Here is a 13,027-nt window from a genome sequence, read left to right as displayed (position 1 = left end):
GTCATGCACATTCTTATTTTGGGAGGTGATGGGTACCTTGGTTGGCCTAGTGCTATGTATTTTTCAAGCAGAGGGCATGAAGTAACTGTTGTTGATAATTATTTTCGCAGGAACAGTTGTCTCGAATTAGATGTAGGGATGCTGTATCCGGTACCTTCTTTGGTAGAACGAGCCAAGATTTGGTACAAAAAAACCGGATACGAAATTAAGGTGGTCATCGGTGACCTTGTAAAGCCTGAAGTGGCCAGGTCCCTGTTTAACGGGCAAATCACCTACCAGTGGTCTGTAAATGCTAGGTTTACAGGAAGTCCAAACGCAATAATTCATTTTGCTGAACAGCCTTCCGCGCCATATTCATTAATTGATTATTCCTATGCGAACACAACAATCGCCAATAATTTGCTTGTTACGAACAACGTGATGTTTGCGGTGAAAGATTTCGCGCCAGAGTGCCATATCGTCAAGTTAGGTACTATGGGGGAATATGGTACGCCCAATATAGACATAGAAGAAGGGTGGTTGGAGATAGAGCACAAAGGGAGATCCGATAAATTTCTTTTTCCACGGCAGGCGAGTTCAATATATCACACCTCGAAGATTATGGATACAGACCTCCTGTGGTTCGGTGTAAGAACTTGGGGTTTAACTGTTACCGATCTCATGCAGGGGCCGGTGTATGGAATAGTTACAGAAGAATCTTTGGTAGATGATAGCTTGAAAACAATATTCAATTATGATGAGATTTTTGGGACCGTAATAAATCGTTTTATCGTTCAAGCTATTGCCGACTACCCGCTTACTGTATACGGGGGTGGTGGGCAGACCAGAGGATATCTCAACATTAATGACACACTTCAGTGCGTCTATCACGCTGTACAGCATCCCCCAGAACCCGGTGATTTAAGAGTTTTCAATCAGATAATGGAAACGTTTACGGTGAACGATTTGGCTGAAATGGTCAGCAGAGTGGGGGGGGATGTTGGGTACGATGTTGTGATTGAAAAAATTGAAAACCCAAGACAAGAAGCAGAAGAACATTATTATAACCCTTCCTATCAGGGGTTGCTTGAACTCGGTGTGAAGCCCCATTACCTTACAGATGAAATGCTCAAAGATATGTTTGAGGTAGTTGGACGGTACAAAGACAATATCCGTAAAGATGTAATCTATAAAGGAGTAAAGTGGTAATGCGCTGGTTGATAACTGGAGGGTGCGGTTTTATTGGAAGAAACCTCATGCTGGCTTTGTTGAAAGAAGGAGGCCATTCTATTCGGATTGTGGACAATCTCTCTGTTGGAAATAAAGAAGACCTTTCCGCTGTGTGTGCTTTTCAGGAGAGTAGGTCTGTCGGGGAAGTAGCACCGGGGAAGGTGGAACTGATTGTTGGGGATATCCTCGATGAACAGTTGGCGATCGAGGTGATAGAAGGCGTGGACGTCGTGGTTCATTTGGCCGCGAACACTGGAGTAGCTCCATCTGTCGAGAATCCTCGCTATGACTGTACCACTAACGTATTAGGAACCCTTAACTATCTTGAAGCCGCACGCTTGAGCGGTGGTAAGCGGTTTGTTTTTGCCTCCAGTGGGGCCCCAGCTGGAGAGTGCACACCGCCGATCCATGAAGAGCTTCCGCCACATCCTGTATCGCCATACGGTGCCAGTAAACTGGCGGGTGAAGGATATTGTTCCGCTTACTTTAAAACGTTTGGAGTGGAGACTGTTGCATTGCGTTTTAGTAATGTATATGGCCCATTTTCAACCAGAAAGGACAGCGTTGTCGCAAAATTTATAAAAAATGTTCTCCAGCAGAAAAACCTCGAGGTCTATGGTGATGGTGCCCAGACCAGGGATTTCCTCTATATCGATGACCTAGTTAGCGCGATTCGGCAGGCATCTAGTATTTCCGGAATAGGAGGGGAAACCTTTCAAATTGCAACAGCCCGGGAAACCTCGGTTGGAGAAATGGCTGATGTATTGTTAGAAGTGTTTGCGCAAAAAAGGTACTCCCTGGAAGTTGCAGTGACATATACAGAACCAAGATTGGGGGATGTGAAAAGGAACTACTCGGACACCACAAAAGCTAAGCAGATACTCAAGTGGAGTGCAGGGGTGAGCCTTGAGGAAGGGCTTAGCAGGACTGTTGATTGGTTTCTTTGTAATTCGTAACTCAGAAATTTTCCCGCCTTACATTTTTTTCATCCTCACTTTAGTGCAGACTGCACAAAAATGATGTTTCATTTCATTACACAGCTTTTCACATTATTATCACGGGCCGAAAGATGGGAGCTTTATCGTTTGGTTTTGGCCATGATACTGCTGGGTGTAGTTGAATGTGTCGGAGTAGGGTCTATTCTTCCTTTCATGCAGGTGGTTTCTGATCCTGGATCCTTACAGGAAAGCCAGATGATGAGCTACTTGTACGAACTCTTCGGAGGTAGAGGAGAAAGAAGTTTTTTGTTGATTCTCGGAGGTGGCGTTTTAGGTCTGCTCATCCTGAATAACGGGTATACTGCTTATGTTAACTGGTGGATCTTTAATTTTTCCTGGATGCGAAATGCGAGTATTTCAACGCGGATGTTTTCTCACTACATGGGAAAACCTTATGAGTTCTTTTTAGGTGCAAACACTTCTGATCTCGAAAAAAATTTATTTGATGAAGTTCGGATGGTGGTAGTGGGGTTGCTTAGCCCTTTGTTGGCAATGGCTAAGAATATCATTACTGTTACCACAGTTTTTGCCCTGCTTCTTTACATTGACACGAATCTCGCACTTGTGACCTCCATTTGCATGGGAGGAGCCTATACCCTTCTCTTTACATTCATCAGTCGGTATCTGAAGCGAATAGGGAAAGAGCGGGCGATTGCGAATCAAGGGAGGTTTAAGACCGCTGATGAGGCGTTGAAAGGAATAAAAGAACTGAATGTGCTGGAGAGAAAACGATTTTTTCTTAAAAGGTTTGAGCAGTACTCGGAGGAGTTTTCCCGTAGCCAGGCCATGAAAAGCGTTGTCTCTAAATTGCCTAAACATGCCTTCGAAGTCATTGCTTTCGGAGGAATTCTTGTGATTATTATCTATTACCTGGCCCTTGACTATGAGTTGACCCGTCTTGTCCCTGTGCTTTCTCTTTATGCTTTTGCTGGTTATAGGCTGATGCCTGCTTTGCAGACTCTGTTTATCGGGCTATCTGAAATACGCTATACAAAACCTGCTCTGGACAGCTTGTTGAAGGACATGGAGTTGGAAGCCGTTAGCCAGGATCCAATCGCAAGAGGAGAAAATAAAGAGCCCCTTAACTTGTTTCGCCAGATTAATACAATTAAAGCAGAATCAGTTAGTTACACGTATCCTGGACAGGGGAAACCCGTTCTCAGGGATATAGATTTTGTTATTCAGGGCAAGAAAACTGTCGGGATCATAGGTACGACAGGGGCGGGCAAGACGACCTTTGTAGATTTGTTACTTGGACTGCTGGTCCCGCAAAGCGGAAATTTTAGGGTAAACGATCTTGTCGTGTCTTCAGATTTATTGCCGTCTTGGAGAAAGCAGATAGGTTACGTTCCGCAGGAAATATTTTTGCTAGATGATACTGTGGAAAATAATATAGCCTATGGTGTGGAGCCGGGAGAAGTTGACCGTGCGGCGGTTATTCGTGCGAGTAAACTCGCTAGAATACATGAGACAATAGCGGGTTCTCTTGAAAAAGGGTATGAAACTGTTGTTGGTGAACGAGGCGTCAAGTTAAGTGGTGGACAAAAACAAAGATTAGGAATTGCCCGTGCGCTTTACCATAACCCGGATGTTTTGATTTTTGACGAAGGGACATCCGCTCTTGACAACGCTACAGAAAATACCCTCATGCAAGGGATTCGGAGTTTAGCAGGGAAAAAGACCATTATAATGATTGCCCATCGATTAACCACGTTGCAGTTCTGTGATCTCATTATTGAATTGAAAGACGGAAAAATAGTGCGAAGCGGACCTTATCGGGAAATGATACAGGATGAACATGTGCAGCCCAATTGTAAATCCCAAGGTGACCAGTGAAAGGCCGGCAGTTACCCAATATTGTGGCAATCGTTCCTGCCAGGGGGGGATCCGTAAGATTCCCTGGCAAAAATGTTACTTTGCTTGCGGGAAAGCCCCTTGTTGCCTATCCGGTTGAAGCAGCACTTTCTGTGCCGGAGATATCCAGAGTAATTGTCTCGACCGATTGTGGTGAGATTGCAAGGGTTGCGGTTAACTTCGGAGCAGAGGTCCCCTTTATCAGGCCCAGGTCTCTCGCAGGAGCAGAAAGCAAAGTTGTTGATACAATAATCCACGCTGTGGATTGGTTGGAAAAGAACGAAAAAATGCATGTTGACTATACGGTGTTGCTGCAACCAACCACCCCCGTCCTATCTTCCGCCCATATTAAAAGTGCTGTGGATATCCTACAATCACGGCAAAAGGTTGACTCTGTTGTAACGGTTACGAAAGTTGATACAACTTCCAATCCTTACAATATAAGAGTCCGTGGTAAGAGCGGATTCATGGAGTTTTGGCAACCTGAAGCACATTATGATAAATCTCTTCGTGAGCAGAGTGTGTTTTACAAGGCTGCCAACATGTGGATTACTGCCTACGAAACTCTTATTAACGAAGGGAAACTTGAAGGCGTGCGCAATCATTTTCTTGAAGTTGAATGGGAGTATGCCATGGATATTGATTACCCAGGTGATTTGCAGTTGGTTGAAGCATGGCTTGAATATAAAAAAAGTAAATTGAAAGCATTCTAAAGCTACATATTGATGAAAAAACGGCGCATTGCAATTGTAACGGGAAAGCGTGGCGGGTTCGGAGCCATGCTGGGGTTGATGAAGTTTATCGATGACGATCCAGACATGGATTTAATTTTGATTGTTACCGATATGCATCTTTCAACTTTTTTTGGCTATACCGCCAAAGAAGTGGAGAAGTTTTTCAAGATTTCATACAAACTGGAACTCGGCCAGTTGGATGACAGTTGTGAGGAGCGGTCGCTTGCTTTGGGGCGCTGCCTGATGAAAATGACCAATATACTTAGCCTTGCAAAGCCGGATATCTTGGTTACCCTTGGTGATCGTGGGGAAGTCCTGTCTGCTTGTATAGCTGCGATGGAGTTGAATATACCGATAGCTCATATTCTTGGCGGTGATGTTGCGGGTAATCGTGACGGCAATCGTATTCATGCTATTACAAAATTGGCGCATCTGCACTTTCCCTCTTCTTCAGATAGTGCACAGCGTATTGTAAAGTTGGGAGAAGAACCTCATCGGGTCAAGAATGTGGGGGCTACCTATGTGGATTACATCGTTCAGAAAAGATATAATCTGCCGAAAGAGGTGTTGAAACGGTACGGCATTGCAGAAGACGAGCCATATTTTATATGCATCCAACACCCCATGACCCTCCAGGAAAATAAATCGTATGAAGAAGCATACGAGTTGTTATCTGCGCTTGAGGAGTGTGATACAAAAACAATAATGGTGTATCCTTGTAGTGATCAGGGATATAAAGGAACCATCAAGGCAATAGATCAATTCAGGGAAAAGGAATTTCTTGATGTATATCCAAATATTGAAGCGCTTGATTTTTGGAGCTTAATGTCAAGAGCCACTCTTTTTATAGGCAATTCCAGTGCTGGTTTAATGGAAACCCCATATTTTGGTCTGCCAACGGTTAATATCGGGCTAAGGCAGAACGGGAGAGTGCGTGATAATAATGTAATTGATGTTGAACCGGATAAAGAGGCCATTCTTCGTGGGATTAAAAAAGGTTTGAGCGAGGAATTTAGAAGTACTGTTGAAAATAACTTTATTTTTGGTACAGGCAATGCCGGTGAGCGAATCTATGAGATATTGAAAACAATTGATCTTGATGAGTCGTGGCTCATGAAAAAAATTACCTACTGAGACTAATCTGCGATGAAAAAAAAGGTTCTGATACTAGGTGGCGATGGGTATATCGGCTGGCCAACGGCCATGAAGCTGTCTCGTGCCGGTCATGATGTGACGATTTGTGACAATTTTAATAAGCGGAAATGGGAGTTGGAAATAGGGGTAAAACCGCTGGTTCAGTTGCCTATTCTTCAAGACAGAATTCAGTATTGGGAAAAGTGTACCGGTTACAGCATTAACTTGGTTGTTGGTGATTTGACCAATCAGCGTTTCGTATACGATTTGTTTGAGTGGAAGCCTGATGTCATCGTGCATTGTGCGGATCAGCCCTCCGCCCCTTTCTCCATGAAAGGGATAAACACTGCGGTAACCACTCAGATGAACAATATCATTACCGGGCTCAACATCCTATTTGCCCTGAAACGGTCATGCCCGGAAGCATTGTACGTAAGATTAGGATCCAGTTCACTTGCGGACGGGGAAAACGTGTGCTCAAAAGATACGTTTGCCGCAGATTCCTTTTATGAATTATCCCGTGTGCATGATTATAACAATCTGTATTTTTCATGTAAAAACTGGATGCTGAAGGCCGCTGTTGTCAACACCGGGGTCGTATATGATGTCACCACTGAAGAGACGGTTCTCCATGAAAATTTGCAGACTGCTTTTCACTATGATCGGGTTTTTGGCACAGTTGTTAACAGGTTTTGCGTGCAAGCGGTTGTAGGGATGCCTTTAACCCTTTACGGAGACGGAAAGCACAGGTGTGGTTTCACTCTCATACAGGATACTGTTGATGCGATCGCATTGGTTGTAGAGCAACAAGAAATCGTTGCGCCTGGCGATATAAAGACCTGTAATGCCTTTGGAAGCATCATGTCCTTGAATCAAGCAGCGGGGTTCGTTCAAGATGCGATCCGTGACCTTGGGATTGATGTATCCGTAGAATATATCGAAAACCCTAGAAAAGAATTTGTAGAGCAGCGAGAAAGAATCCTTTCAAAATCGGTTGCTGATATTAGTGAGGAGTTGGACGTAGAGGTTTTACGGGAGTTAATAAAGAAAATTGTAGAAACAAAGAATAATATTCTAGAAGATTCTATATTACCGGTAATTAAATGGTTTAACATTTAGAGTTTGGCTTGTTACAGAGATGATGAAGTCCCTTTTTATTGGAAATGATCGTTTTGAAATCGGTAAGGATAGTCCTGTCTATATTATTGCTGAGGGTGGGTTGACTAACTGGGGGGATGTAAATCTTGCCAAGCAACAGGTTGACATGGCAATGGCTGCGGGAGTTGATGCAATTAAATTTCAGGCACAAAGTACGGAAGACCTCGTTTCTCGGTATGAGTCGCCATATTGGTATCGTCGGTTAAAGTACAAAGAGTTGACCTATGAAGATTTAATAGAATTACGGAACTATTGTTCGATCAGGAATATAGATTTTTTTGTAACGGCGCATACGCAAAAAGATTTGGATTTTATTGTTGATGTACTGGATGTGCCGTTTGTGAAGGTCGGGTCCGGTGAGTCTGTAAATGCAGCTTTTTTAGAGCAAGTTGCGACCAAAGGAAAACCGGTAATGATTTCTTTTGGCATGCATGCTTCAATGAATGAAATTGAGCGGTCAATTCAGGTTCTTGAGCAAGGGGGATGCAATGAGATAATAATTATGCACTGCAATACTGTTTATCCAACCCCGCTGGATATTGTTGACCTGGGTGCAATAAAAAAAATGCAACAGCGCTTTACTTACCCAGTGGGTTACTCTGACCATACAATAGGATGGCATGTTCCTACTGCTGCTGCAGCACTTGGAGCAAAGGTGATTGAAAAGCATATTTCGTTTGATAAGCAAGATAAGCGCTCTCTGGATTGTGCTGTTTCATGCGAACCAGATGATTTAAAGCAAATGGTCTCCCATATTCGTGACATAGAACAAGCTTTGAAATGTAATAAGGGGAAGCGCAAAAAGCTGCTGAGCGAGGCGAGGGACTGGGCCCGTCAAAGTATTGTGGCAGCCAGGGATCTTGGTTCAGGGCATCAATTGACTGCCGGAGATCTTGCGTTTAAACGGCCTGGAACCGGACTGTCACCGGATAATATGCATGATGTAATAGGGAAAAGGTTGATTGCAGATATTGTGCAGGATCAATTTATCACCCATGAGCTGTTGAAGTAGCTATGCACTCCTCTAATTTATCTCAACCTGTCAATCTCTTTGTTCCTATTGAAACAAAGGTAAGAGAGTTACACGGTAAGGTTCTATTTAGCCTGTACGCAGCAAATGCAGGGTTTAGGGTGATTATTGGTGAACAGCGGGAAGTAAGGGAACAGCTGCCGTTCAGGTTGCCCGGAATATATGTTGATAAAAGTGTTGCTCAGTCAAAAGAGAAGTGGTTTCAACGATTTTCTGCTTTGGGCAATACCTTGGTCGCATGGGACGAAGAAGGGCTTATTTTTCATGACGGAACGTACGTTGAAAAACGTTTTTCCAGGGATGCTTTTAGACTAATAAAGAGGTTTTATGCTTGGGGTGAGCATCATGAGAAAGAAATAAAGGCATCTGTGTCGGAGGCCGGGGGAAAAATAATCACGAGTGGTAATCCTCGGTTTGATATGTTGCAAAAAGAATATCGTCCCTTTTACAAGGAGCGAGTAGAGAAAATCAGAAGGCAGTTAGGCCGCTTCGTCCTGGTAAATACGAATTTTGGGCATGTGAACCATTTTGCAGGCCCAGGTTATAAAGAAAAAATTCGTAAGAAAGGAAGGGGCCCGGAGATGGAGAAATTTATACGTGAGTGGCGACAGTTTCAGCAACAGATTTTTTCAGAGTTTGTAAGAGGGGTACAAAGACTCGCTGCAAAACTGGAGGATATACAACTTGTTGTTCGTCCCCATCCTTCGGAAAATCATGATTATTGGAAAGACGTTACAGCGGAGTATGGGAATGTCCATGTTTTACATGAAGGCAACGTTATCGAATGGATTTTAGCTTCTGAGTGTGTTGTGCATAACGATTGCACTACAGCTGTTGAGGCATACCTTTTAAACAAACCGGTTATTGCTTTTCGGCCAATACAATCTGAAAAATTTGAAACATTTTTGCCTAATTTCTTGAGTGTAACTGTGCCGGATATCGATGGGTTAGTCAATGCTGTACTATGCAAGATAGGTCACCTCAAAGGACCAGACCCCTCCTCTCACGGCCAGGAGAGCAAAGCACAGTTGCAGGTCGCTGAGTATTATATATCCAATATGTCTGGTGGAACGGCGTGCTGTGCTATCGTAAATGATTTAAAGTCCCTGGTTAAAGACCTGTCAAAGCCGCGACAGTATTTCCGCCTGTTGGCATCGTCGCCATTTCGGTCATATTATCATCTGTTGACCCTTTACCGGCGATTCAGGGAAGGACGGAAAGGTGCTCTATATGCCCGACATAAGTTTGACAACTTACCGTTGGCGGAAATGGAAAGGGCTGTAACTAATTTTATTAGAATAGAACCTGATTTTACCGGAATGCAAGTTCGGAAATTGTCGGACTCCTGCTTTACGATAACAAAGCCAGTATAGTAAATCCGTTGTTTTGAGTCAGTACGTTGTTGAGATCAAGACTAAAAAAAATAATGCCCGAAGGTGTCTGGCCTTTTTTAAGGTGGGTGGATAAATACATTATTCATTCTATGTATGGCTATTTTATTTTAAGACTATGGCCAGCAAGAAAACAACTGAATGCATTGGTAAAATGGCGGCAATCAATATTAACATATAATTCAAAGATTGACTTGGCAACTTCTCGTGACATTGGCATAAGTCAAGTCCTTGAATATGAAGGTGTAACTTATAAGAGCGGTAGGCATAGTGTATATGTTTCTGGTGAAAGTGAAATAAAAAAAATATGTGATTCACTTGTTCAACGCTATCCTCAGCCATTCGGCATTAAAATTATAAAGAGTCAGGAAATATCGCCTGATGGCACTCCCTTTTATACTTCCTCGGTTTTGGCTCCTGCTTCTACTAACTGGAGCATGAAGGCTATCGGTAGTGTGCTTGAGAAAGGGATTGTTGCTAACTTGCTTCATCAGGAACAGGTCGCTCCGAGGGTGTATGACCTGATTAAGTTAAAGAGTGAAGGCGGGTCCGCCTGTTTTGCTCAAATAGTTGAACATATAGAGGGCCCCGTTGTTTATGGTAGTAAGGGGGAAAAATTCGTAGAAAAGTTTAAAAGCGTGCTGCGAGATAAGGGGATGATGACGGCTAGTATTGCTGAACATTGTGACCTGAGAGCGCCATCTTTTAGGGATAACATAGTTACAGATGGAAACCAAATCTACTATGTAGATATACAAAACTTCATATTGTCTGAGACGTCAAAGATTAACCTTATCAATAAGATAGTTGTTGAGAGGTATGGGCGCGATCTGTTGTCTTCAATGTTATTACAGACCCCAGAAAAGATAAAGGGAAAGCCGTCTGATGCCATTGAAGTTTTTTGTAGTCGGGTAGAAAAGTTACTGTCAGATATTGGAATCAGCTTGAGCGAGACGGTAGTGGTTGATATCTGTCAGGGCGTTGGAGCTGTGACCATGGGGCTACTGTCCCGGGGGCTTTTTTGGGGATACCTTAGCCGGTCTGCTGAGGAGTGCCCTGCATTGCGATCATGGTGGTACCTTAGCGGTTTTAGCCGGTTTGATTGTATAGATGGCAAGGCCTCCACTTATCCGTCTTCTCTGAGGAGTAGTCTGTTGCAGTCTCGTACCATCGGCGTGGTGTGCGATAACCACTCCATACCCTTTGAGCGAGTGTTGGAGCGACAATGTGCAGACTTTGCACTGGTATTTGGGGAAAAGAAGATTTCTCCTCGGGTAGTGGAAACTCTTCTTGAAAAAGGTTACTGGGGTTCACATGTCGAGTCCATTGAGGTCAACAACGTCAAGCTGGAGGTAGGTTTCTATCGCCAAGCTGCCAATTTTGAGAACTAACCGGTGTCTCTGTTGAAGAAGAAAGATGTTTGTATCAGGGTGCTTATTCTGGTCGATGGAATGCCGGCCGGTGGAACAGAGCGACAGATTGTTGAATTGCTCAAAGGGTTGAAGAGAGATTGCCCTCATATTTTTACGTTGTTCGGGGTGCTTGCCAAGGGAGGGGAAAGAGAGCAGGAGGCCCGATACTACGCAGATGAAACTCTTCCAATTAGACAGTCACATCCACTCGACGTAACGCTGGCATGGTCGGTGACTCGGTTTGTCAAAGAATTGGACATTGATATTATTCATACATTTGGCAGCATTTCCGATATCGCTGGGGTCGTTGCCGCCAAATTAACAGGCGTGCATCTCATAAACGGATCCATTCGCTCAGCAAGAAAAATGCTCACCCGCCGTGATAAGCTGAGCAAACTGGCAATGCGGTATGCTGACAGGATAGTGGCTAACTCTCAAGCTGGTCTTGAGGCTTTTTCTATGAAAGATCAATGGCGGGCTAAAGTAATCTACAATGGAATCGATTTGCAGCCTTTGCAAAATGTAGAAAAATTTCAATCAGATGCTCCTTACCTTTGCATGGTTGGGAACTTTTCTCGCAAAAAAGACCACGGTGCACTGCTCAACGCATTACCAAAGATCTGTGAGAAATTTGACAGGCATCAACTTTTTCTAATAGGCAAGGGGGAGAGAGAGCAGGAGTACCGGCAACAGATTCAAGAATCCGGACTGAGAGGGCATGTTCACATAATTAATGATTGCATTGCACCTGGTGGCTATATTAAAGGTGCTGAGGTTTGTGTACTCCTGAGCCCTGATGGAGAGGGACTTTCCAATGTCATAATGGAATACTGTGCATTGGGAAAGCCTGTCGTCGCGACCAATCTAGGAGGGAATCCGGAAATCATCGAACATGGTTTGTCGGGGATCCTCATTGACAGTCATGACCCACATGAGATTAGTGATGCTGTCATTCGTCTCCTCTCCAGTAAGGACCTAAGAGAACGCCTAGGGATGAGAGCAAAGCAAATCATTGAGGAAAACTTTTCCTTACCGCAAATGATATCACGATATGCGCTTCTCTACGAGAGTCTTGTTTCGGAGGGAAGTTCAGGCATAAAATTGTAGAGGATTATGAGTAAAACTGTATTAGTAACCGGTGGAGCAGGCTACATAGGGAGTCATACCTGTAAGGTGCTCAAGCAAAACGGGTACCTGCCTGTAACCTATGATAATTTAATTTATGGGCATAAGGAAGCCGTACAATGGGGGCCTTTTGAAGAGGGGGATATTCTCGATGCACCCCGATTGAAGGAAGTATTTGCAAAGTACTCGCCTGTAGCGGTTATCCATTTTGCGGCTTTTGGTTATGTTGGGGAATCAGTACAAGATCCGGGAAAGTATTATACCAACAATGTCTCCGGGACTGTCAATTTACTGGAAGCTATGAGGAGGGCTGAGTGCGAGAAAGTCGTTTTTTCAAGCACCTGTGCAACCTTTGGCGTACCAGAAACATTACCTATTACTGAGAAATCGCCGCAGCAACCCATAAATCCTTATGGCCGCAGTAAATTGATGATCGAGCAAATCCTTGCCGACTATGACCATGCCTATGGGATGAAGCATGTTGCCCTGCGGTATTTCAATGCTGCCGGTGCTGACCCGGATGGAGAGATAGGCGAAGATCACACCCCGGAAACTCATCTTATTCCCATTGTTCTGGAAGCGGCTCTTGGTAAAAGGGATAAGCTTGTGGTCTATGGTGATGACTATCCTACCTCCGATGGGACGGCGATACGTGATTATGTTCATGTAATGGATCTTGCCGATGCCCATGTACGATCGCTCGCACTGCTTGAAGCAACCGGCAACAGTGATCAGTTTAATCTTGGCTCTGAAACCGGTACCTCGGTGAAGGAAATTATTGACAGCACAGAAGCTGCCTGTGGGGTAAAGGTGCCTTTTGCATATGGTGAGCGAAGAGTTGGCGACCCTCCTGTGCTGGTAGCCAACGCAGCCAAGGCGAAAAGAGAACTTCAATGGTCTCCACAATATTCCGATGTGGATACTATTATCAAAACGGCTTATCAGTGGCATGCACGGGAACAAAGATAACTTGCCAATTTCC

The 13,027-nt window shown here is 44.1% G+C and carries 11 protein-coding genes; all 11 read left to right on the top strand.

Annotated elements, in window-relative coordinates:
* Positions 1–3 precede the first annotated feature (3 nt).
* From ACZ52Z_RS10280 to galE, 11 genes are read left to right on the top strand one after another with little or no spacing between them, the layout of a single operon-like run.
* Positions 4–1,188: an NAD-dependent epimerase/dehydratase family protein gene (locus tag ACZ52Z_RS10280; protein WP_464270650.1), complete on the top strand. Its 1,185-nt coding sequence runs from the start codon at positions 4–6 to the stop codon at positions 1,186–1,188.
* Positions 1,188–2,165, top strand: coding sequence for an NAD-dependent epimerase/dehydratase family protein (locus ACZ52Z_RS10275; protein WP_464270649.1), 978 nt, complete (start codon positions 1,188–1,190; stop codon positions 2,163–2,165). The genes ACZ52Z_RS10280 and ACZ52Z_RS10275 overlap by 1 nt, the downstream gene beginning before the upstream one ends.
* 60 nt (positions 2,166–2,225) lie before the next feature.
* Positions 2,226–4,043, top strand: coding sequence for an ABC transporter ATP-binding protein (locus ACZ52Z_RS10270; RefSeq protein WP_464270648.1), 1,818 nt, complete (start codon positions 2,226–2,228; stop codon positions 4,041–4,043).
* Positions 4,040–4,774 carry an acylneuraminate cytidylyltransferase family protein gene (locus ACZ52Z_RS10265; protein WP_464270647.1) on the top strand — a complete coding sequence of 245 codons (735 nt, stop codon included), beginning with the start codon at positions 4,040–4,042 and terminating at the stop codon, positions 4,772–4,774. Before ACZ52Z_RS10270 ends, ACZ52Z_RS10265 begins: the two co-directional genes overlap by 4 nt.
* Positions 4,775–4,786: 12 nt before the next feature.
* Positions 4,787–5,929 (top strand): UDP-N-acetylglucosamine 2-epimerase, encoded by a 1,143-nt coding sequence (neuC, locus tag ACZ52Z_RS10260; RefSeq protein ID WP_464270646.1) that lies wholly within the window; start codon positions 4,787–4,789, stop codon positions 5,927–5,929.
* Positions 5,930–5,941: 12 nt separating this feature from the next.
* Positions 5,942–7,048 (top strand): NAD-dependent epimerase/dehydratase family protein, encoded by a 1,107-nt coding sequence (locus ACZ52Z_RS10255; RefSeq protein ID WP_464270645.1) that lies wholly within the window; start codon positions 5,942–5,944, stop codon positions 7,046–7,048.
* A 19-nt stretch (positions 7,049–7,067) separates the two neighbouring features.
* Positions 7,068–8,099, top strand: a complete 1,032-nt coding sequence (locus ACZ52Z_RS10250) for an N-acetylneuraminate synthase family protein (RefSeq protein WP_464270644.1) — start codon at positions 7,068–7,070, stop codon at positions 8,097–8,099.
* Between the two features lie 2 nt (positions 8,100–8,101).
* Positions 8,102–9,490, top strand: coding sequence for a surface carbohydrate biosynthesis protein (locus tag ACZ52Z_RS10245; RefSeq protein WP_464270643.1), 1,389 nt, complete (start codon positions 8,102–8,104; stop codon positions 9,488–9,490).
* 53 nt (positions 9,491–9,543) lie between these two features.
* Positions 9,544–10,899: a hypothetical protein gene (locus ACZ52Z_RS10240; protein ID WP_464270642.1), complete on the top strand. Its 1,356-nt coding sequence runs from the start codon at positions 9,544–9,546 to the stop codon at positions 10,897–10,899.
* A gap of 12 nt (positions 10,900–10,911) precedes the next feature.
* A complete protein-coding gene (locus ACZ52Z_RS10235; RefSeq protein WP_464270641.1) occupies positions 10,912–12,027 on the top strand; it encodes a glycosyltransferase family 4 protein in 1,116 nt (371 codons plus the stop codon).
* Positions 12,028–12,033: 6 nt separating this feature from the next.
* The gene (gene galE / locus ACZ52Z_RS10230) at positions 12,034–13,014 is read left to right on the top strand and encodes a UDP-glucose 4-epimerase GalE (protein ID WP_464270640.1); all 981 of its coding nucleotides are present in this window, start codon (positions 12,034–12,036) and stop codon (positions 13,012–13,014) included.
* Positions 13,015–13,027: the final 13 nt, after the last annotated feature.

Source organism: Desulfogranum aggregans (genome assembly GCF_055398265.1).
Note: the sequence above shows the minus strand (reverse complement) of the source record. Positions and strands in the feature narration are given on the sequence as shown.